Here is a 20,752-nt window from a genome sequence, read left to right on the forward strand (position 1 = left end):
TGGGATTTGAACCCACGTTGGCTTTTACACCAAACAACATTTCGAGTGTTGCACCTTCGGCCGCTCGGACACGTCACCAACCTCAATAGGGTACCGGAGCGAGGCGCACATCCCCAAAACGGGCGGTCAGGCGGGTGAGGCCCTGTGGCCGCTCGCATTGTCAGACCCCCGCGGGATGATGTTTTTATGGGAAGCGCGGCGGTGGTGAGGGCATTTGCGGATATCGATGCCGCTCTTGCCGTGCTGGCTGCGGAGGTGGCTGGGGCGGGTTTGGAGCCGTTTTCGGTGGCTGATCCGTTGCGTGGTTTGGCGGATGGGTGCCTGGACATCCTTGCCGGTGTTGCGGGGTGTGAGGCGCGGCTGGCCGGGTTGAAGGCGCAGGCTGTGGCGGCCTATGCGGAGAGCGACCGGGCGGTGACGCCTGCCGCTGTATCAGCGCAGGCGCAGGAGATGGCGGCGGTCGCCGAGGTCGCGGGTGTGTTGACCATTGGTGCGCGGGCTGCCGGTGTGCTGCTGGACCAGTCCCAGGTGCTGGCCAATGTTTTGCCGTTGACCCTTGCGGGGTTGCAGGACGGAAGCCTGTCGTGGGCTCACGCGAAGGCCATGGTCGAGGAAACCGCCACCCTGGATCGGGCCGGGGCCGCTGCGCTGGAGGCGCATTTCCTGGGCCCGGACGCACCGAACCCGGCCACCGCGCCGGCGCCGGGTGAGTTGGTGCCGCACCGGTTCCGGCACAAGGCCCGGATCTGGCGGGAACGCCACCACCCCGAATCCCTTGAGAAGCGCCATGCCAGGAGTGTCGCGGAGCGGCGGGTGGAGCACCGTCCTGACATGGACGGGATGGCCTGGTTCCACGCCTACCTCCCGGCGGACACCGCGTCGGCGATGTGGAACCGCACCACCGCCCTCGCCCGGGGGTTGCAGGGCCCGGACGAGTCCCGGACCCTGCCCCAGCTCTGCGCCGACATCTTCGCCGACGCCGTCCTCAGCAACGGACAGGACAGGCAGAACGGGCAGAGCCCCGGCCGTACGGTTGCGGAGGTCCGTACTCCGCACGCGGAGGTCCTGGTTACGGTGCCGGTGTTCTCGCTTATGGGTCTGACGGATGAACCGGCGATGCTTGACGGCTACGGCCCGATCCCGGCGTCGATGGCGCGAAAGTTGGTGGCGGACGGGGCTGGCTCGTTTTATCGGGTGCTGGTGGATCCGCGGGACGGGGCGCCGTTGGAGATCGGGCGCACCAGCTACCGGGTCACCAAAGCTATCCGCCGCTGGCTGCGGATGCGAGACGGGAAGTGCCCCTTCCCGGGCTGTTCCAACAACTCCCTGGACAACGAAGCAGACCATTTGCTGGCCTGGCATCACGGCGGGACCACCGGAATCAGCAATCTGGGCCAGCCCTGCCGCAAACACCACCGCCTGAAACACACCAGCGGTTGGACACCCACCCCGGCCACCAAAAACGAACCACCCGGCTGGATCTCACCCTCAGGCCGAAGATACAAAAGCGAACACCAGGACTGGGAACCACCACACTGGCCTCGAGGATGCCTGCCCGGGGAAAGAAGCCTTTTCGAAGAGGCGATACTGAAGCGACTGTCTGCCTAGCGGTCGGCTCTGCGTAACGGTTATGCGCGGGGCCTAACGGTTTTGCCGCTGGCGGACGTTCCTAAGCTGCACCGGACACAACTTCTGAGAAGACGCACGCCCTCGGTGTCAGACTTTCCCCGCGCCCATCGGTCCAGCTAGATTCATCAGCACAATGACTAACGCGCAGAATCCCGTCCACGCCACCGCCTACTGGACCACCGAACGTGAACACGGCGAGCTCCGGTCCGAGGAACTGCCGGCGCCCGGCCCCGGCGAGGCCCTCGTCCGCGCCCTCTACTCCGGCATCAGCAAGGGCACTGAAATGGTGGTCCACCACGGCGCTGTCCCGCCACGGGTCGCCAAAGAAATGCGGGCTCCGCACCAGGAGGGGCAGTTCCCCGGGCCGGTGAAATTCGGGTACCTGTCGGTAGGTGTGGTTGAGGAGGGGCCGGAGGACTGGAAGGGCCAGCGCGTGTTCTGCCTGAACCCGCACCAGGACCGCTACATCGTTCCGGTTGGCGACCTGACGAGGATTCCTGAGAGCGTCCCCGCCCGGCGCGCCGTCCTCACGGGAACGGTGGAAACCGCAGTCAACGCGCTCTGGGAAGCCGGACCTCGGCTGGGGGACCGGGTTGCAGTGGTAGGGGCAGGCCTGGTGGGCGGCATGGTGGCCACGCTCCTGCGCACCTTCCCCCTGGACCGCCTGCAACTCGTGGACCTGGACCCCGGCAGGAAACAGCTGGCGGATGCGTTGGAGGTTGATTTCGCCCACCCGGATGACGCCTTGGCCGACTGCGACATTGTGTTCCACTGCTCCGCCTCACAGGAAGGCCTGGAACGCAGCCTGCAGCTGGCGGGCGACGAAGGGGACGTTATCGAGATGTCCTGGTACGCGAACCGTGAGGTCACCCTGCCGCTGGGGGAGGACTTCCACGCCCGCCGCCTGTCCATAAGGGCCAGCCAGGTAGGGGTGGTGGCACGCGCCCGCCGCCACCGCCGGACCAACGCAGACCGCCTGGACCTGGCCGTCTCCCTGCTGGCCGACCCGGTGTTCGACGCCTTCCTCACCGGTTCGTCACCGTTCGACGAGCTGCCCGAGGTAGTGCAGGGCCTGGCCGACGGAACCCTGGAGGCGCTCTGCCACGTCATCGAGTACCCGCAGGACAGCAGCCAGGCCGCCAGCCAAAGCACCAGCCAGGACGCCTGAAACAGCCAGGACACCAATAAGCCCACCCCGCCTACCGACTCCCAAGCCACGAGGTAATCCATGTTCAGACTGACCGTCCGCCGCCACTTCATGATCGCCCACAGCCTGCCCCGGGAGGCCTTCGGCCCCGCCCAGGCCCTGCACGGCGCAACCTTCGTCGCGGAAGTGGCGTTCCGCCGTCGTGCCCTCAATGATGACGCCATCGTCCTGGACATCGGCGCCGCCGGCACGGTCATCGAGGAGGTGCTGGCAGGGCTGAACTACCGCAACCTGGACGAACATCCCGACTTCGCCGGCAAGCTCAGCACCACGGAAGCGCTCGCCCGGTACATCGCCCAGTCGGTCGCCGAAAAGATCAAAGATCACGACGACGGCCGCCACCTTGAAGGCATCGACGTCACCCTCCGCGAGAACCCGGACGCGTGGGCCACCTTCTCGCTGGACCTTTCCGCCTGATCCATGCAGCCCATCCGCCTGCTGGTTCCCGGCAACATCCACCACCATTCCGGCGGGAACGCCTACAACGCCCGGATGGTGCAAGGGCTGCAGGGATTGGGAGCCGACGTCGAGGTGCTGGCGGTGGAAGGATCCTGGCCCGAGGCCTCGGCGAAGGATCGACGCCGGCTGGGCACGCTTCTCGGAGCGTGGGAACCGGAGGCGGGACGGGGGCCGGCGGTGGTCATCGTGGACGGGTTGGTGGCCGTGGGCGCCCCGGACGAGATGGAGTTTGCAGCCAAGGCAGGGCACGAGACTTGGGTGCTGCTCCACATGACAGTGCCCGATGGCCCTGGCGGGCCCGCATGGAAGCGGGAGGCGCGCGCTCTTCGCGCCGCTTCCGGCCTCATCAGCACCAGCAGCAGCACAGCGGCCACGTTGGCGCAGCGGCACGGGCTTCACGGCATCAGGGTCGCACTGCCAGGTGTGGACCCCGCACCTGTTGCTTCCGGTTCCCCGCTACCCCACATGATTGCCGTGGCGGCCCTCCTGCCCAACAAGGACCAGTTGCTGACGGTTGACGCGTTGTCCCGGATCCAGGACCTTGAGTGGACGGCGGCGCTGGTTGGGTCCGACCAGGCCGACCCCGAATACGCGGGGAAGGTGCGGGCCGCGATCGCCGCCTACGGATTGGAGGAGCGGGTGCGGCTGACCGGCGAGCTGGTGGGCGAAGAATTGGACCGGGAGTGGGACGCTGCCAACCTGAGCCTCCTGCCGTCCCGGGCTGAAGCGTTCGGAATGGTGGTTACAGAGTCGCTTGCCCGGGGCCTTCCGGTGGTAGTGCGCCAGGGGACGGGAGCGGTGGAAGCGTTGGGGCTGGCCGGACTGGCGGATGACGACGGCGGCCCCCGGCTTCCCGGAGTGGCAGTGCCCCTTGTGCCGGGCGACCGGGAGGGCCCGGCCAGGCTGGCTGACGTGCTGCGCGGCTGGCTCGGGGACCCGGACATCCGTCAGGCATGGCGGCGGGCCGCCATGGAAGCCCGGACCCGCCTGCCGGACTGGAACCGGACCGCGGAGACTGTCCTGGAGGCCCTCGGCACACCCGGCCCAAAAGGCACGTCCGCCCGTTAGGCGCCCCGCTGAATCGGGGAACACAACCTAGCTTTTTGGTGTTAACGCTGGTGGAGACAAACATGGTGGACACCACGAAGTACACGGCACTGATCATCCCGGACGACGACGCCGAGGCTGTCCGCGTTGAGCGCCTGGAATACAACCCGGAGGTCCTTGAAGGCCTGGTGTGCGGTGTCCTGGAGGACGTCATCCGCGGGGACTGGTGCGTCTACCTGAACGCCGAAGGCCACTCCGCGAACCATCCCGTCAATGCCCGGGCGGCGCGACTAATGCAGGAGTGCGGCGTGGATGACGTGGTGGTGCCGCGCGGTACCGCCGTCTTCCTGGGCCGGGGCAGGAACTGGGGCTCTGCCGCAGACGTCCCGGAACACCTCATCCGCCGGGCGGAACAACTCTTTGGCGGATCTGGCATGGCCGCCTGACCTTACCGGCCGTCTGACAGATGCTAAAGCCGGGTCCGGTGCCCGGCAAAGAAATCCCGCAGCAGCACCGCACACTCCGCTTCCCGTACGCCTGCATAGACCTCCACCCAATGGTTAAGGCGGCGCTCGCGCAGGACGTCGAACACGGAGCCCGCCGCCCCTGCCTTCTCATCCCACGCCCCGAAAACCACCCGCGGAATCCGGGCCAGGACAATGGCGCCGGCACACATGGCGCACGGTTCGAGGGTGACCACCAGCGTGCAGTCGGACAACCGCCAGCCGTCCGCCTGGCCGCCGTCGATCAGCGCACGCTCCCGCAGCCGCTCCGCAGCCTGGCGGATGGCAACCACCTCGGCATGGGCGGTGGGGTCGCCAAGCTCCTCCCGCTGGTTCCGTCCGGAACCCAGCACGGCGCCGTCGGGCCCCAACACCACGGCACCGATCGGCACATCCTCGGTAGCAAGGGCACGGCGGGCTTCCGTGAGGGCAAGCCCCATCCACGTGTCGTGTTTTTCAGCGGAGACCATGGCTCAATGATAGTTTCGAAGGATACCCAGAGCCCGTGACGAACATCCGCCGGGAGGCACACATGAGCACCGTCCGAGACCGCGTGGACCAGTGGATCAAGCCGTATGCCGCCCTGTGGCTGACGCTGATCATTGGCGGAGCCCTGGTGGTCAGCCTTGCCGCGCTGGGCACCGAGGTGTATTCCGACGTGGTGGACGAGGAAGGGCTGGCGGGGCTGGATATTCCCGCCCTCGAATACTTCCAGACGCTGCGGAACCCGGAAACGGACGCCTTTGTCACCGCCTTCACGAATGTGGGCGGCGGGGTCGGCATGCCCATCCTGGCAAGCGTTCTCACTGCCTGGCTGACCTTCCTGAGCAGGACGTGGCGGCCCATCATCCTGGTCGGAGGTGCGGCACTGGTGTCCACCACGGCCACCACGGTGGGCAAGCGGCTCGTGGGCAGGACCCGCCCGGACCACACAGAAGCGGTACCGCCGTACGAGTCCTCTCCGTCGTTCCCCAGCGGCCATACCCTGAACACCACGGTGGTGATCGGTGTGTTGCTCTACATCATGTGCCTGCAGTTCCAGATGCTCTGGGCGCGGATCACCGCCATCACGGCAGGGGTCATCTTCATCATCGCCATGGGCCTGAGCAGGGTGTTCCTGGGCCACCACTGGCTGACGGACGTTATGGCCGGCTGGCTGCTGGGCCTCGCCTGGGTGGGAATGGTGATTCTGGCCCACCGGCTGTTCCACCTGATCCGGCGGCGGGAGCACGCAGGCCCGGCACCCACCTTCGAGCACCCGGTGGTGCGCGATGTCGTGGCGGATGCCATGCACCATGACGGCCACGGCGGACGCGGCAAGGATAACGCCGGATGATAGTTTTGACGCATGCGCACTCTCGTTGTGGACCACCCGCTGGTCGCCCATAAGCTCACCGTTCTCCGGGACAAAAACACTCCGTCCCCGGTTTTCCGGCAGCTGACGGAAGAACTGGTGACGCTCCTGGCGTACGAGGCCACCCGCGAGGTCCGCACGGAACCGGTCACCATCGAGACGCCCGTCAGCACCACCGTGGGTACCGCGTTCACCAAGCCCACCCCGCTGGTGGTTCCCATCCTGCGCGCAGGCCTGGGCATGCTCGAGGGCATGACCAAGCTGGTGCCCACCGCCGAGGTGGGATTCCTGGGAATGGCCCGGGACGAGGAAACCCTGGACATCATCACCTATGCAGAGCGGCTCCCGGAGAACCTCACGGACCGCCAGATCTTCGTGCTGGACCCCATGCTGGCCACCGGGGGAACGCTGCGCGAGGCCATCAAGTTCCTGTTCAAGCGCGGCGCATCCGACGTAACGTGCATCTGCCTGCTGGCGGCGCCCGAGGGCCTGGCCAAGCTGGAGGAGGAACTGTCCGGCGCCAACGTCACCATCGTCCTGGCCTCCATCGACGAGAAGCTGAACGAGAAGTCCTACATCGTTCCCGGGCTTGGGGACGCGGGCGACCGCCTGTACGGCATCGCAGGCTAGCGGCGCCCGCTAGAGGCTCCGGCGAAGGTCCCCCGCCAAGCCGGGCAAGGGCGAAGCCTTCCGCATTCCCGGGCCCGGCCGTAGCCTGTGCCCATGGACTGGAAACTTGAACTTGTATATGTCCCTGTGTCCGATGTGGACCGTGCCAAGGATTTCTACGTCAACAAGGTGGGGTTCAACGCCGATTTCGACGAGCGGCCCACAGACTCCATCCGCTTTGTCCAGCTGACGCCGCCCGGCTCCGCCTGTTCGATCTGCATCGGCGACGGGCTCACCGACGCAGCTCCCGGCACGGGCTCCAACCTGCAGCTGGTGGTCAGCGACATCGAGGCAGCGCACCGGCACCTGAAAGACAATGGGGTGGATGTCAGCGACGTTGATGTGCAGGACTGGGGCCACTTTGTCTACTTCGCAGACCCCGACGGCAACAGGTGGGCGGTGCAGTACATCCCCGGCCGTTAGGGCACGATGGGAAGCATGAGCCATTCCGCTTCCGCCAGCCAACGAACCCTGACCTGCCGTGCCGTCCTGTTCGACATGGACGGCACGCTGGTGGACTCCACCGCTGTGGTGGAAGAGGTCTGGGGTGAATTCGCCGTGCGCTACGGCCTGGACTTCGAGGAGATCCTGCGGACGTCCCATGGTGTGCAGGCCATCGATACGGTCCGGCGCTTTGCCCCCGCCGGTGCTGATGTTCACGCCCTGACTGCGGAGCTCGGGGCCATGGAGCGGGTCCGGACGGACGGCATCCTGGCGTTGGCCGGAGCGGCGCGGCTGCTGGCAGCCTTGCCCGCCGACGCCGTCGCGCTGGTCACCTCCGCCGACCGTGTGCTGGCCGACATCCGCATGGCCGCTGCGGGGCTGCCCATGCCGGCCATTGCAGTCACGGCCGAACAGGTAAGCCGCGGCAAGCCGGACCCGGAAGGCTACCTCAAGGCCGCAGCCCTCCTGGGAGCGGAGCCGGCGGAGGCGCTGGTGTTCGAGGACGCCCCCGCCGGCATTGCCGCGGGCGTTGCTGCGGGCATCCGCACCGTGGCTGTGGGCCCAAACACCGGACCGCTGCCGGACGGCGTGCTGCACATCGCGGACTACAGCAGTGTCACCGCCGTCGTGGATGCGGAAGGCAACGGCCAGCCGGTCATTTCTTTCCGGCTTTGAGGTCCGCTACAACCTTGGCGATCCGCCGCGCCCGGGTTTCCGGTGTCTTGGCGTCATCCAGCGGCTCAACATACCGCCGCTGGGCACTGTAGCTGAGGGTGGCGTAGAACTCCTGTGCGGCCGGCTCCGCAGCCATCGCTGCCGCAAGGTCCCCGGGAACCTCCACGATCCGCGGCTGCGTATCCAGTTCCAGCTCCACGTCCACCGTTTCTCCAGCGGAGACCCCCGTGAACTCCCGGTTATGGGCGCTGAGGGAGATCATGTTCCGCCCGCCCATCGCCGCAATGCTGCTGCGGTAGCTTTTGCCGTTGATGGTCACCACCACCGGAGGCCGCCTGCCGGCCCCCAGCCCCTCCACAACATGCTCGGGAACCTCAATGCCGGTCTTATTGCCGCTGCCCTGGATGGTGGTGGTGAACTTCATGGTTCAAAATAAACCAGGCCCCGGACCGGCTTCAACAGAAGCGGCTTCAACAGAAGCGGCCCCCTTCAACGGAAGAGGGCCGCTTCAACAGACTGGTGCCGCTTCGAGGCGGCAGCGCAGGCTTAGTACCAGTTGTTGGCGTAGTGGAAGTTCAGCGCGCCGCACGGGGACTGGTAACGCTCCTGGATGTAGTTCAGGCCCCAGTTGATCTGCGTGCGGTAGTTGGTGAGGTAGTCGGCCCCGGCGCTCGCCATCTTCTCGGCGGGCAGGGACTGCACGATGCCGTAGGCGCCGCTGCTGGGGTTGGTGGCCGTGGTGGTCCAGTCCGATTCCTTGTCCCACAGCGTCACCAGGCACTGCATCTGGTCCGCGGCCCAGCCGTAGGAAGCCAGCTGGCCGGCTGCGTAGGCCTGGGCACCTGCGGGGTCATTAACCGCGACGACGGGAGCCGGCTCGGGTGCCGGTGCCGGTGCGGGCGCGGGTTCAGGGGCGGGTGCCGGAGCAGGTTCTGCCGGAGCAGGCTCGGGTGCGGGGGCCGGTGCCGGCTCCGCGGCCTGGGGCACAACGTTGATCGCAGGGGGCACGGGTGACTCGGCCGGGTTGGACCGGATCTCGCTCTTCTCGATGCTCATCTGCGCATCCGAATCCGCTGTGGACTGGGCGCTTGATGAGACCGCGGTCATGGCATCGGTGGCCTGGCCTGCGGCGCCTACTCCGACCAGCAGCGCACAGGACGCTGCAAGGACTGCGGCACGCTGGCCAAAGGTGAAGTTCTTGCCTTCAGGGCGCTCCGCATTGCTGTCAGAGCCGTTTTTCGGGCGCGGTTTTACCGGGAATTTGAACATGATTGATCGCCTCTCACACCTGCGGAGTTAGCTGTCGGGTTCGGATGAGGGCATCCGGCCACACGGAAAGATCACGTGCTGGCTTAACCCCAAGGGCGGTACATGCCCGGGACGGTGGGTCCCCCGCCTCTGCCTTGGTCAATCGGGGAGATCCGGGAAGTGGCAGAGCTTGGCGTCATCCGGATATGCGGTCCGAACGGGAACCGCACCCAATCGACGGTACAGGAGTGGAGCGCTTAAGTCACATTTAGGTAACGGAGATCACGAATCGCGGCGCGTCGCCTTGCCCCTTTTGCTGCAGGAGTGGCATCTGCAGGGCGAACTCCGTCCGGCCCGGCCGTGATGTCACCGTTACCCGCCCGCCATGGGCTTCCATGATTGACTGCACGATGGACAGGCCCAGGCCGCTGGTGCCTTCGGCCGCGGAGGCTCCCGCCTGGTCTCCCGAGCCTTTCCGGGCCGCGTCTGCGCGGGCAAAGCGTGAAAAGACATGGTCCACGAATGCGGCAGGGATACCCCCGCCGTCGTCCCTTACCGCTACGATCGCCGCACCCTCGGGCGAGGTGCCGACGCCGGTCACCACTGTGGTGCCGGACGGTGTGTGCTTGCGGGCGTTGGAGAGCAGGTTCACCAGCACTTGGCGCAGCTGGGAGGCATCGCCGTTGACCACCACCGGCTCATCGGGCAGCTCAAGGCGCCAGGTGTGTCCGGGGGCCATCACCTTTTCGTCACTGACGCTCTCCACCACGAGCTGCGTGAGGTCCACCTCGGTGAGTTTCAGCGGTTGCCCCTCGTCCAGGCGGGCGAGCAGCAGCAGGTCCTCCACCAGCGCCGTCATCCGTTCGGACTGGCTCTGCACCCTGGCCAGCGACTTCTGGCCGTCCGGAGTGAAGTCCTCCGTCATCCGCATCAGCTCGGTGTAGCCGCGGATGGCGGTCAGCGGCGTCCGCAGCTCGTGCGACGCGTCCGCCACGAACTGCCGCACCTTGGTCTCGCTCTTCTGCCGTGCCTGCAGCGCACTGGCCACGTTGTCCAGCATGAGGTTCAGTGCATGGCCAACGCTGCCCACTTCCGTTCCGGGGTTGGAGTTCGACGGCGGCACCCGCACCGCCAGCGCCACCTCACCGGCGTCGAGCGGCAGCTGCGACACCCGGGTGGCCACCTCGGAGAGCTGTTCCAGCGGCTTCATGGTGCGCCGGATCAGGATGGTTCCGGCCAGCCCCACCAGCAGCAGGCCCCCCAGCGAGACGAATACGAAGGTCCACACCAGCGACGTGAGGGTACTTTCCTTGCCGGCGAGGGGGAGCCCGGTCACCAGGACATCGCCGAAATTTGTTTTCACCGCAACGAGCCGGTAGTTGCCGTTGGAGAGGGCGCGGTCCACCGGCTGGGCGTTGGCGGCCAGCGCCAGCAGGGTTTCCTTGTCTTCGGTGGACAGCGCGGAACGGGTGGTGTCTGACGCCAGGAAACCGCCACTGTTGACCTGGCCGTTGAGGATCCTGGCGTTGACCGTGCCAACGCTCTGCCCGCGCGCGTCCAGCGGGTCGCGTCCGTTGAAGCCGCCCATCGGGGGACGGCCGGGATCATTGGCCCTTTCTGCAGCCTGGCTCAGCTGCTCATCAAGCTGCCGTGTCAGGAAGGCATCCATGGACGCGTAGCTGGCCACTCCCACAGCGCCGCAGATCGCGATCAGCAAGGCCATGGCCAGGAGGATCAGCCGGGTGCGAAGGTGCCAGGTGGCGGGTTTGAGCCAGCTCCGCCGATGGGACTGCGGAGCTTCGGGGGAGGCCATGGCGCCTACTCCGCCGGCTTGATGACGTAGCCGGCCCCGCGCACGGTGTGGATCATGGGCGGGTGGACGGCGTCGATCTTCTTGCGCAGGTAGGAGATGTAGAGCTCCACGATGTTGGCCTGGCCGCCGAAGTCGTAGTCCCACACCCTGTCCAGAATTTGCGCCTTGCTGATCACCCTCTTGGGGTTCTCCATCAGGTAGCGGAGGAGCTCGAACTGGGTGGCCGTGAGCTGGACATCGTCGCCCGCCCTGGTGACCTCCCGGGTATCGACGTTGAGGACAAGGTCGCCCACCACCAGCTCGGCGGTGTCCATGGCAGCAACCCCCGAACGCTGCACCAGGCGGTGGAGCCTGAGGAGGACCTCCTCCATGCTGAACGGCTTGGTGACGTAGTCGTCGCCGCCTGCGGCCAGGCCCACGATCCGGTCCTGGATAGCGTCCTTGGCCGTGAGGAAGAGCGCAGGCACCTCCGGCGCAAAGGCGCGGATCCTGCCCAGCAGTTCGACGCCGTCGAAGCCGGGAAGCATCACGTCCAGCACCAGCACGTCGGGGCGAAAGTCTTTGGCGAGTTTCACCGCTTCCGGGCCGTCGGCGGCGACGGCGACGGACCACCCGGCCATTCGCAGGCCCATGCTCATCAGTTCGGAGAGGCTGGGCTCATCGTCCACCACCAGGGCACGGATGGGGGAGCCGTCCGGGTGCGAGAGCGTGGGGAGGTTGTTGGTCATGGAGTGCGAAGTGGCCATGGGACAACTCTCCGATCATTCGTTTAAGCCGGGCTATGCGCTTCCTGTGCCCAAGCTGTGAATCCCAGCCTAGCCAGCTGAATACTGCCCCGCTTCTGCTGCAGGACTTTCACCAGCTCGTGCGGAACTCCTTACGGTCCTGCTGCTGGAGCCCTTTCGGTGCCCAACACCCGAAATTTTTCTTGTCCCGTCCGCGCGCCGCTGGACACGTCGGGAAGGTAAGGAGACTGATTTTGGGATTCGTCCCTCAGTTGAATAAGAAAGTAGGAAAGTAGTGTTTGGGCGAAGAATGTTCCGATTTCGCGCCTTTTATGGCCTATTGTCGGATAACGAACGTTATTCTTTGGCGACTTCCAGAATCGTGATCTGCGCCACAATGGAGCATTTTGTCTCACCATGCGGACGATCGCGTCCATTGTTACTTGCAAGTTGCCATTGTTACGCTGCACACTTCCAATGTGAACAAGAACTCAACAGCACCTGCAGCCGCAGAATATTGGCCCAGCACACCAGCTGCTGCCGACATGCGCTGTTGTCGAATGCACGCCTGACCTTCCCACCCGCCGAAGTTCCTAGGCATTCGCCCCCCAGCCCAGCGTCGGGCGCCCCTCTCCAATTCGCATTGCGGGGAAACCCAGCATTCGAGCCGCTACTGCGGCCATTCACATTGAGGTAAGCATTCCATGTCAGTTGCATCCGGATACGTCCACATTTCCGTCCGTAACGCCGCCAAGGCCGGCCAGCCCTCCGGTCTGCGCCCCGGCTTCGGGCCCCGCCCGTCGCTCTCGCCGTCATCCGGAAGCAGCTTCCCGGCCCAGGGCTACGCCCCACAGGGATACAACCCCAACTCCTACGGACAGCTGCGCGCTGTTCCGCCGGCCGAGTCTGCGCCCGTGACCGCACCCACCCCTGTAGTAGCAGGACCCAACGCCGTACGTCCCGTCGCAAACGACACCGTGGCCCGCGGATTCGTCCTCTACATGGGCATCGACGAGGAAACCGCGGCCGCTGCAGGCACCTCGATTGCCAAGCTCGCCCAGGAAATCCGCGCTTACGCCCAGTCCCTGGTGACCGGGGCCGAGAGCTACGCGGCCGTGGCCGTTGCCCCCGCCGGCACCCCCGGTTCCGCGCTCGACGTCGTCCGTTCCACCTTCGGCGACCCCACCGTCAACTCCCGCCAGCGCACCGAGACGCCCCGTCCGCAGCAGCCGCAGGAGCCGCGCCCGTCCGGCGTCCTCATCGACCTCGCCCGCCGCGAAGTGCACCTCGACGGCGAGTCACTCAACCTCACGTTCAAGGAGTTCGAGCTCCTGAACTACCTCGTGGAGAACGGCACCCGCACCGTGGGCCGCGACGAACTCCTCGAAGGCCTGTGGCGCAACGCCGAGGAAGTGCCCAACGAGCGCACCATCGACGTCCACATCCGCCGGCTCCGCTCCAAGCTGGGCCGCCTCGCCAACACCGTCCGCACCGTCCGCGGCCAGGGCTACCGGTTCTACGAGCACCCCGAAGTTGTGGTCTGGGCCGCTCCGGAATACTCGATCTAGTACTCCTGTTCGCACGCCTTAAGGCGGCACGATCCCTCTGCGCCTGCGCTCGTACCTCACGCAACAACGGCGCTTTCGGGATGTGCCGCCTTTGGCGTTTACCCAGCCTCTCCGGGCATGTGCCTCCGCGGCTGGCAGGGGGGTGGCGTCACCAGGAGCACCGATTTGGCTTCCACGGGATGTGTTCGGCCCGTCGTTCCGCATTGTGTGCCCGAGTGGCCGGCTATGAGCATGCTCGACGTGACGTTCGACGCCGGGCGCACCTCGTTTGGTCCCCGACTAGGCTTGGGGCATGAGTGAGCACCATCTTCGACGGCTTGTGATCATGCGGCATGCCAAGGCCGACTGGCCCGGGGGCGTGGCTGACCATGAGCGGCCGCTCGAGGAGCGCGGGCACCGGGAAGCCCCGCTGGCCGGGCGCTGGCTGCTCACGCACAACATCGTTCCGGATTTCATCCTGTGCTCCAGCGCGCTGCGGACCCGGCAGACCTGCACCTGGGTGTGCTCGGAACTTGGCGACAAGGCCCCCACCCCCAAGCTGGAGGACGGGCTCTACGCTGCTTCGGCGCTGCGGATGCTCACCGTCATCAACCACGTGCCGGACACCGTCACCACGCTCATGCTGATTTCGCACCTGCCGGGCGTCCAGGACCTGGCCATGCACCTGGCCTCACGGGACTCCGACCACGACGCCTACATGGATGCCGCCACCCGCTTTCCCACCAGCGCACTGACCATTTTGGAGACCGAAAAATCGTGGGCGGAGCTGGACGGCCAGGACGCCCGCATCACGAAATTCAAGGTTCCCCGCGCCCATTGACCCATGTAGGTCGCGCCAAGTGTCGTTATGGGCACCCTAAACGGCAGATAGCGCTACCCAGTTGGGGCCGCGATTTCCCGCAGCAGGCCCGCAATGTGCCCGTGCTCTGACACAGTGGGAGCGTGAACCTCCGAGATTCCCTCCTCGCCGCCCTGGTTGCCGTCCTGTGGGGCCTGAACTTCGTTGCCATCGACGTCGGGCTCCACCCCGAAGGCCACGAAGTGCCCCCGCTCCTGTTTGTGGCAATGCGCTTTGTGCTCGTGGTCTTCCCATGGATCTTCTTCATCAGGAAACCGGACGTCAGCTGGAAGGCGATCATCGGCGTCGGGCTGTTCATGAGCGCGGGCCAGTTCGGCCTCCTGTACCTGTCCATGGCCCTGGGCATGCCGGCGGGCCTCGCGTCGCTGGTGCTGCAGGCCCAGGTGCTGCTGACGGTCCTCCTCGCCGCCGCCTTCCTGGGGGAGCGGCCGAACCGCAGGCAGCTGGCAGGTGTTGTCCTGGGCGTGGCGGGCCTGGCGGTGGTTGCAGTGGGGCGCAGCGCCGTGGCACCGCTGTTGCCCCTGCTTATTGTGCTGGCCGCGGCCCTCTCCTGGGCTGCCGGAAATGTTATTGCCCGCAAGGCCAAGGCTGCTTCCGGACTTGGCCTGGTGGTCTGGTCCGGCGCGGTGGTGCCGTTGCCCCTGGCCGCGCTTTCGCTGCTCGTCGACGGCCCGGACGAGGTCATCGCCACGCTCACCACCCTGCAGCCGCCCACAATCCTCAGCGCCCTCTACACTGCGGTGTTTGCCTCGCTCGTGGGCTACGGAATCTGGAACCGGCTCCTGGCCAGCCACCCGTCGTCGGCCGTTGTCCCATTCACTTTGCTGGTCCCCGTGGTGGGGATGACGGCTGCCTGGCTGGCGCTGGGGGAGGTTCCGACGCCCACCGAACTGGCCGGCGGGCTGCTGCTCCTGGGCGGGGTGGCGACGGCGGTGCTCACCGTTGGCGGCCTGCGGCGTCAGCGCCGGGGTGCCGAACCGGCACCCGGCTTGGGTGCCGGCGTGCGGACCGGCGGGACGGACGACGACGGCCGCTTGGCTGCCGCGGGCACCCTCCCCGGAACGCGTGAACCGGAGGCCCGCTGAGCTGTTGCTGTGTTCCTTGCGGCAGGGCGCCCCGTTGTGGCGGCCGGACGCCGCTGTGCCGGGGACTGCCTGCCGCTCGGGGTGCCGGGCCGCCGTCCGGCGGGCCAGGCGGCGCCGAGGAACAGGACCAGCAGGGTGGCGAGGGACGAGGCAGCGGCACCAATGAAGTAGTTGTCCGGGTCGCTGGTGGGCAGGGGAGTACCCAGGAATGAGGACTGTCCGTCGTATGCCAGTTCCCACGTGCCCATGAACGCCAGGGCGAAGCCGACCGTGAGGCTGGTGCCGGCGCCGGCGGCCAGCAGCATGAACCGCCGCCCCCGGGCAAGGATCTCGGCCACAGCGGCAACGTAGGCCAGGCCCAGGACGCCCAGGAACGCGACGAACACCGGTTCCGCGAGCGTGATTCCCGTGAGTACAAGCAACCCGGCAGCGACGATGCCGCAGATGACCGCAAACTTTCCGCTGTTCCCCATATGCCGCATGTGCACCATCATTCCTGAGGAGCGGGCGGCTTCAGCACGTAGCCGCGCATGATGGCCATGATTGCTGCAACGCTTTGGTCACGGGTGCGCTCGGGATTGTAGGTCTGGCGGTCCAGGCCCACCACGAAGCAGGCACCAAAAATGGCCGTCTCCAGGCTGCCCCGGGACACCGATTCGTCCACGGGGTAGGTCTTCGCCACGCTCTCCACGGCTTGCCCGATCACGGCGAGCAGCTCACCGCGCAGTACCGTGAACGTACCCTGCCATTCACTGGGCGTCCGCCAGTTTTCGCTGACCCAGAGGCGTGCGAAGGACGGATATTCGGCCATAAAATCCATGGCCTGCCCGATCATTGCCTCCATGGCCAGCAACGGGTCTCTGGTTGTCCCTGGGCCCGTTGTCCCTGGGCCCGCTGTCCCTGGGCCCACTGTCCCGTCCTCTGCCGCTCCCAGCAGGCGGGCCTTGAGGATGTCAACGCCGTGTCGCAGCAACTGGGCAATGAGCTCTGACTTGCTGCCGAAGTTGTAATAGACGGTGCCCTTGGACACTCCGGCGGCGGCGGCGATCTCGTCCACGGTGACGTTGGCGGCACCGCGTTCACCGATGAGTGCCATGGAGGCGTCGAAGAGCTTCTGCCGGGTGGCGGTGGTTCGTGCCGGGCGCTGTCCCTTCGGTGCCGACCCCTTTGGTGCCGGTGCCCCGGGGGGCATAGAGGTCATACCGCGATCTCCGGTTTAAGCGTCTTCAGGGTCCAGTACTTGTTCTTGCGGACGGCCAGCGTGGACAGGACCGTGCCCAGCAGGGTGTAGCCCAGGAGCCCGGCCACCGTGGGAACAATCATGGAAAGGTCGGCGCCGTAAATGAGGTGCCTCATGCCGGTGACCACGTAGCCCATGGGCAGGATTTCGTGGATCACGTGGAGGGGCTGCGGAGTGGTCTGCCAGGGGAATGTTCCGCCGGAGGACACCAGTTGGAGCACCAGCAGGATCAGCACCACCAGTTTGCCGGGTGAGCCCAGCAGCGCCACCACGCCCTGGATGATGGCGCTGAAGGCCATGGCTGCAGCCAGCATAAAGAGCCACGTCAGGACCGGGTGGGCCGGGTTCAGGCCGAGGGCCAGGTTCACCACCAGGGTCAGGAGGGTGGCCTGCACCACGGAAACGGCAAGGAAGGGGAGCCAGCCGCCCAGTGCGATCTTCCAGGACGGGGCGTTGGAGGCGAGCGCCCGCCGGGTGATGGGGCGCATTGCCTGCACCAGCATAAAGATGCCGATCCACAAGGCGAGGGTGAGGAAGAACGGCGCCAGCCCCGCCCCATACGAATCGGCTTTTGCCTGCGAGACGTTGCTGACGGCAACCGGGTCCGCCATGACGCGGGACAGGTTGCTCTTTTGCGCGTCATCCGGGTTGGGCACCTGCCCCGCTCCCTTGCCGATCTCGTCGGCCAGGGTCCGTGAGCCGTCCGCGGCCGTGCCGGCGCCTTCCTCCAGCTGGGCTGCACCCGCGTCCAGCTTCCGCGCACCGTCCACCAGGGCGGCGGTGCCGTCCAGGGCTGCCTGCCCACCGGTGGCAAGCGTGGCAGCACCGGTGTGCAGCTGGTCGGCTCCACTGGACGTCTGCTGAATCGCGTCCCGAAGCGCCGGCGTACTGGCGGCCAGCTGCGCGGCACCCACGCTGACGGCTTCGGCGCCGTCGGCCAGCTGCTGGATCTGGGCCGCGTCGGTCTGGATTTTGGTTTTTGCCGCTGCAACAGGGCTGGATGCTGCCACCGCATCGAAATCGGCCAGGATGCTGTCAGCCTGTTCCTGGGTCAGGACGCCCGAGGCGATAAGCCGGGTATTGGATTCGATGACCCGTGTACGGAGGCCCTGGTCGGCGGCGTCCAGCTGGGCAGCTACGTCCTGGACCTTGGTATTCAGCTGGGCGTTCCCCGCGGCCACCCGTGCGGCGCCGTTGGCGAGGGTCTGCGAATCGGTGGGCAACGAGGCGGTCTTGTCCTTGAGGGTGGACAGTCCGCTGCTCAGCTGCCCGGCGCCGTCGGTCAGCTGGTTGGCGCCGTCCCGCAGCTTCAGCTGTCCGGCATACAGCTCAGAGGCTCCGCTGCTGAGCCCGGTGGTCCCCTCATGAAGGGTGACCGTGCCGTCGCGAAGGCCTGCTACGCCGCCGGCCAGCTGTCCGGCGCCTTCGGCTGCCTTGACCATCCGGGTATGGATGGTGCCAAAGCCGGTGAGCAGCTGGTTGGCCGTTTCCTCGCCCACCTCGGTGGCCACCGTGGAGTGGACCGACGTTGTCAGTTTGTCCACGATGGTGCTCAGGAGGTAGTTGTTGGCGTCGTTGGTGGTGACGTTAAGCATTGCTTTGCTGGCCGAATCGAAGCTGCCCGGCGATACCAGGTTGGCGGAAAAGTCCTTCGGAATCTTCAGGGCAAAGGCGTACTTGCCGTCGCTGACGCCCTGGTCGGCTTCGGCCGTGCTGTCCACGGGCACCCAGTGGAAGACGTTCCCTTCCACCAGGCTGTCCGCCACCTTGGTGCCGGCCGAAAGGTGGCTGCCGTCGCTGGCTGTGGCGCCCGAATCCTCCACCACCAGGGCGGCATCCAGGTGGTCCAGGTTGCCGTACGGATCCCAGTTGGCGTACAGGTACACGGCGCCGTACAAGAGCGGCACCATGGTCAGGGCAAGGATTGTCAGCTTGGGCAGCAGGCCGCCGGTCATGCGCTTGAGTTCTGAGCGGGCCAGCCGCAGTACGGTCACTTGGCAACCTCTGTTTCGAGTTCGGTGTCCTGGTTGTCCGGCTGGGCCGTGGCGCCCCGCTGCTGTTCTGCCTGCCGTGCGGGCTGGTGCTGGACGGCATTGCCGATCGCGGCGGCGGGCCCCGTCCACGACGGCGGGAGGGCACTGACCGCAGCGACGACGGCAAGTTGCCTACCGCCGTCGGACGCTAAACGCTGCAGCCGTGGCAGCCAGTCGCCGTCGTCCGCGCTGTGCCGGTCAGGGGAGTCGACAACCAGCAGGTCCGTGCGGGGGTTGGCCAGCGCCAGCGCCGTCAAAAGTTCCAGGCGCCTGCCGGGCGCCAGTTGCTCCGTCCAAAGGTCCGCGATGTCCTCGAAGCTGTTCACTTTGAGCCACGGCTTGCTGAGGAGGGCTCCCCGGTAGCGGCGCGGCACCAGGGCCAGGTCCTCCGTCACCAGGTCACGGACACTCAGGTGCTGCTCGGGTTCATTGACCCCCGGGGAGTCCACCAGCACACTGGCCAGCCGAAGGGGCCTGACGCGCTGCTGGTTGTCCCAACTGATGAGGCCGCTGCTGGCCTTCATCCTGCCGCTGAGAACGAGGGAGAGGGATGTCCGCTGGTCCTGCCGGCCCCCGGTCACAAGCAGCAGCTCACCACGGCTGACCTGGAGTGAGGTGGGGGGAAGCAGGGAATCGCGGCGGCCTTTGACGTGAAGCTGGTGTGCTGAGAGCAAGGTTGCCTTTCACAGAATGCATCTGCTTCCAGCGTAGCTAAACTGACCAGTCAGTACAAATAGGCCTTAGAGGCCGTACTTCTCCAAAAGACGCAGCCATACCTCGCTGATGGTGGGGTAGGAGGGAACGGCGTGCCACAGACGGTCAAGCGGAACCTCGCCCACCACGGCGATCGTGGCGGCGTGCAGCAGTTCGGCCACGTCGGGTCCCGCGAAGGTTGCACCGAGCAGCACCCTCCGGTCCTCGTCCACCACCAGCTGGGCCCAGCCTTCGTAGTTCTCGGAGTGGAGTGAGGATCCGGCAACCTGGATGGGAAGCTCCACGGAGGAGGCGTTGTACCCGTCGTTCCGCGCCTTCTCCAGGGTCCGGCCCACGGAGGCCAGTTCGGGGTCGGTGAAAACGACGCTCGGGACGGCGTGCTGGTTGGCCGTCTGCGCGTACCGGCTCCAGGCGCCCGGCGTGCCGTTAAGCTCCCCCTTTGCACGGGCGGCGATGGCATCGCCGGTGGCGCGGGCCTCGTACTTCCCCTGATGGGTGAAGAGGTTCTTCCCGGCTGCGTCCCCCACCGCGTAGAGCCAGGGCTCGTCACCGGGAGTTCCGCCCACCAGACCGGACTCGTCCGTTGCCAGGACGAGGCGGCCGTGCCCGTCCGGTTCGAAGCCGACGCTCTCCAGGCCAAGGCCTTCCAGGGCAGGGTGCCGGCCGGTGGATACCAGGACCTTGTCCACGGTGAGGGTGGTTCCGTCGCCCAGCTCGAGGTTGAACGTGCCGTCGTCGTTCCCGCTGATGCGCTCCGTGGCTGTATCGAGGCGCAGCTCCACGCCGTCCGCACGCAGGCCGGCCGCTACCAGGCCGGAAGCCTCCCGGGGGAAGTTTCCGAGCAGTCCGCTGCGCGCGACGAGGGTCACGGCTGATCCCAGCCGGGCGAAGGCCTGGGCCAGCTCGGTGCCTGCCACGCCGCCGCCCAGTACGGCCAGCCGTTCCGGGACCTCGCTGGCCGACGTGGCTTCGCGGGTGCCCCACACCTGCACGTCCTGCAGTCCCTCGATGGGAGGCATGGTGGGCATGGCACCGGTGGCCAGGACTACTGCATGACGTGCCTGCAGTTGGTGCGACGTGCCGTCCAGCCCCGCCACCTCGACTATTTTCGGCGCCGTCAGCCAGCCGTGGCCGCGCACCAGTTCGATCCCGGTCTCCTTGACCCACGAAACCTGGCTGTCGTCCTGCCAGTTGGCGGTGAAGTAATCCCTGCGCTTCAGGACGGCGGCGGCGTCGAGTGTACGGGTGACCGCTTCCTTGGCTCCGGGCGTGGTCTGTGCTCCGTGCAGGGCGGTGCCGGGCCGGAGCATTGCCTTCGACGGCATGCAGGCCCAGTAGGAGCATTCGCCGCCCACCAGCTCCGCCTCCACCAGCACAGCGGTCAGTCCGCCCTGCACAACCCGGTCGGCGACGTTTTCCCCCACGGCGCCTGCGCCGATCACCACAACATCAAATTTGCGTTCAACAGGCTGGGGCGTCA

At 66.7% G+C, this 20,752-nt stretch carries 21 protein-coding genes and 1 riboswitch; of the genes, 12 read left to right on the plus strand and 9 right to left on the minus strand.

The window, feature by feature from the left end; all coding sequences use genetic code 11:
* Positions 1–186: 186 nt before the first annotated feature.
* From P2Q66_RS20835 to P2Q66_RS20855, 5 genes are all read left to right on the plus strand, one after another.
* Positions 187–1,608: an HNH endonuclease signature motif containing protein gene (locus tag P2Q66_RS20835; protein WP_275731230.1), complete on the plus strand. Its 1,422-nt coding sequence runs from the start codon at positions 187–189 to the stop codon at positions 1,606–1,608.
* A gap of 154 nt (positions 1,609–1,762) precedes the next feature.
* A complete protein-coding gene (locus P2Q66_RS20840) occupies positions 1,763–2,797 on the plus strand; it encodes a dehydrogenase (RefSeq protein WP_275731232.1) in 1,035 nt (344 codons plus the stop codon).
* Positions 2,798–2,857: 60 nt separating this feature from the next.
* The gene (locus tag P2Q66_RS20845; protein ID WP_275731233.1) at positions 2,858–3,253 is read left to right on the plus strand and encodes a 6-carboxytetrahydropterin synthase; all 396 of its coding nucleotides are present in this window, start codon (positions 2,858–2,860) and stop codon (positions 3,251–3,253) included.
* Positions 3,254–3,256: 3 nt separating this feature from the next.
* Entirely contained in the window at positions 3,257–4,363 is a 1,107-nt protein-coding gene (locus tag P2Q66_RS20850; RefSeq protein WP_275731235.1) for a glycosyltransferase family 4 protein, read from the plus strand.
* A gap of 62 nt (positions 4,364–4,425) precedes the next feature.
* Positions 4,426–4,788, plus strand: a complete 363-nt coding sequence (locus tag P2Q66_RS20855; RefSeq protein WP_079598321.1) for a hypothetical protein — start codon at positions 4,426–4,428, stop codon at positions 4,786–4,788.
* Between the two features lie 23 nt (positions 4,789–4,811).
* Here P2Q66_RS20855 and tadA read toward each other — a convergent pair whose 3' ends face one another.
* Positions 4,812–5,315, minus strand: a complete 504-nt coding sequence (tadA, locus tag P2Q66_RS20860) for a tRNA adenosine(34) deaminase TadA (RefSeq protein ID WP_275731239.1) — start codon at positions 5,313–5,315, stop codon at positions 4,812–4,814.
* 62 nt (positions 5,316–5,377) lie between these two features.
* Between tadA and P2Q66_RS20865 the strand changes: the two genes are divergently transcribed.
* The 4 genes from P2Q66_RS20865 to P2Q66_RS20880 all read left to right on the plus strand — a co-directional run bounded on the left by P2Q66_RS20865 (position 5,378) and on the right by P2Q66_RS20880 (position 7,987).
* Positions 5,378–6,181 carry a phosphatase PAP2 family protein gene (locus P2Q66_RS20865; RefSeq protein WP_275731241.1) on the plus strand — a complete coding sequence of 268 codons (804 nt, stop codon included), beginning with the start codon at positions 5,378–5,380 and terminating at the stop codon, positions 6,179–6,181.
* A 12-nt stretch (positions 6,182–6,193) separates the two neighbouring features.
* Positions 6,194–6,829, plus strand: coding sequence for a uracil phosphoribosyltransferase (gene upp, locus P2Q66_RS20870; protein WP_079598319.1), 636 nt, complete (start codon positions 6,194–6,196; stop codon positions 6,827–6,829).
* A 93-nt stretch (positions 6,830–6,922) separates the two neighbouring features.
* Positions 6,923–7,291: a glyoxalase superfamily protein gene (locus P2Q66_RS20875; protein WP_079598343.1), complete on the plus strand. Its 369-nt coding sequence runs from the start codon at positions 6,923–6,925 to the stop codon at positions 7,289–7,291.
* 6 nt (positions 7,292–7,297) lie between these two features.
* Entirely contained in the window at positions 7,298–7,987 is a 690-nt protein-coding gene (locus P2Q66_RS20880) for an HAD-IA family hydrolase (RefSeq protein WP_275731245.1), read from the plus strand.
* Here the strand turns inward: P2Q66_RS20880 and P2Q66_RS20885 are convergent.
* From P2Q66_RS20885 to P2Q66_RS20900, 4 genes are all read right to left on the minus strand, one after another.
* A complete protein-coding gene (locus P2Q66_RS20885; protein WP_079598317.1) occupies positions 7,968–8,411 on the minus strand; it encodes a YdeI/OmpD-associated family protein in 444 nt (147 codons plus the stop codon). The two genes, P2Q66_RS20880 and P2Q66_RS20885, sit on opposite strands and share 20 nt — an antisense overlap.
* 122 nt (positions 8,412–8,533) lie before the next feature.
* Complete coding sequence (locus tag P2Q66_RS20890; RefSeq protein WP_275731247.1) at positions 8,534–9,256, minus strand: hypothetical protein; 723 nt, start codon at positions 9,254–9,256, stop codon at positions 8,534–8,536.
* Between the two features lie 3 nt (positions 9,257–9,259).
* Positions 9,260–9,423, minus strand: a riboswitch (cyclic di-AMP (ydaO/yuaA leader).
* Between the two features lie 80 nt (positions 9,424–9,503).
* Complete coding sequence (locus P2Q66_RS20895) at positions 9,504–11,048, minus strand: HAMP domain-containing sensor histidine kinase (protein ID WP_275731248.1); 1,545 nt, start codon at positions 11,046–11,048, stop codon at positions 9,504–9,506.
* Between the two features lie 5 nt (positions 11,049–11,053).
* Positions 11,054–11,794 (minus strand): response regulator transcription factor, encoded by a 741-nt coding sequence (locus P2Q66_RS20900; RefSeq protein WP_275731250.1) that lies wholly within the window; start codon positions 11,792–11,794, stop codon positions 11,054–11,056.
* 683 nt (positions 11,795–12,477) lie between these two features.
* On the opposite strand from P2Q66_RS20900, the gene P2Q66_RS20905 reads away from it, so the two are divergent.
* The 3 genes from P2Q66_RS20905 to P2Q66_RS20915 all read left to right on the plus strand — a co-directional run bounded on the left by P2Q66_RS20905 (position 12,478) and on the right by P2Q66_RS20915 (position 15,285).
* Complete coding sequence (locus tag P2Q66_RS20905) at positions 12,478–13,341, plus strand: winged helix-turn-helix domain-containing protein (RefSeq protein ID WP_079598313.1); 864 nt, start codon at positions 12,478–12,480, stop codon at positions 13,339–13,341.
* Positions 13,342–13,633: 292 nt separating this feature from the next.
* On the plus strand, positions 13,634–14,161 hold the full coding sequence (locus P2Q66_RS20910; RefSeq protein ID WP_275731251.1) for a histidine phosphatase family protein: 528 nt from the start codon (positions 13,634–13,636) through the stop codon (positions 14,159–14,161).
* Between the two features lie 122 nt (positions 14,162–14,283).
* Positions 14,284–15,285: an EamA family transporter gene (locus P2Q66_RS20915; RefSeq protein ID WP_275731254.1), complete on the plus strand. Its 1,002-nt coding sequence runs from the start codon at positions 14,284–14,286 to the stop codon at positions 15,283–15,285.
* Between the two features lie 490 nt (positions 15,286–15,775).
* On the opposite strand, the gene P2Q66_RS20920 is transcribed toward P2Q66_RS20915, so the two are convergent.
* From P2Q66_RS20920 to P2Q66_RS20935, 4 genes are all read right to left on the minus strand, one after another.
* Complete coding sequence (locus P2Q66_RS20920; RefSeq protein WP_275731255.1) at positions 15,776–16,486, minus strand: TetR/AcrR family transcriptional regulator; 711 nt, start codon at positions 16,484–16,486, stop codon at positions 15,776–15,778.
* Positions 16,483–18,519, minus strand: coding sequence for a YhgE/Pip domain-containing protein (locus tag P2Q66_RS20925; protein ID WP_275731258.1), 2,037 nt, complete (start codon positions 18,517–18,519; stop codon positions 16,483–16,485). The genes P2Q66_RS20920 and P2Q66_RS20925 overlap by 4 nt, the downstream gene beginning before the upstream one ends.
* Positions 18,516–19,232 carry an ABC transporter ATP-binding protein gene (locus P2Q66_RS20930; RefSeq protein WP_275731260.1) on the minus strand — a complete coding sequence of 239 codons (717 nt, stop codon included), beginning with the start codon at positions 19,230–19,232 and terminating at the stop codon, positions 18,516–18,518. Before P2Q66_RS20930 ends, P2Q66_RS20925 begins: the two co-directional genes overlap by 4 nt.
* 66 nt (positions 19,233–19,298) lie before the next feature.
* Positions 19,299–20,752: NAD(P)/FAD-dependent oxidoreductase (locus P2Q66_RS20935; RefSeq protein WP_275731262.1), on the minus strand; the 1,454-nt coding region annotated here is incomplete at its 5' end.

The organism is Arthrobacter sp. Cr_A7 (assembly GCF_029222765.1).
In the GTDB taxonomy this organism is placed as follows: Bacteria; Actinomycetota; Actinomycetes; order Actinomycetales; family Micrococcaceae; genus Arthrobacter.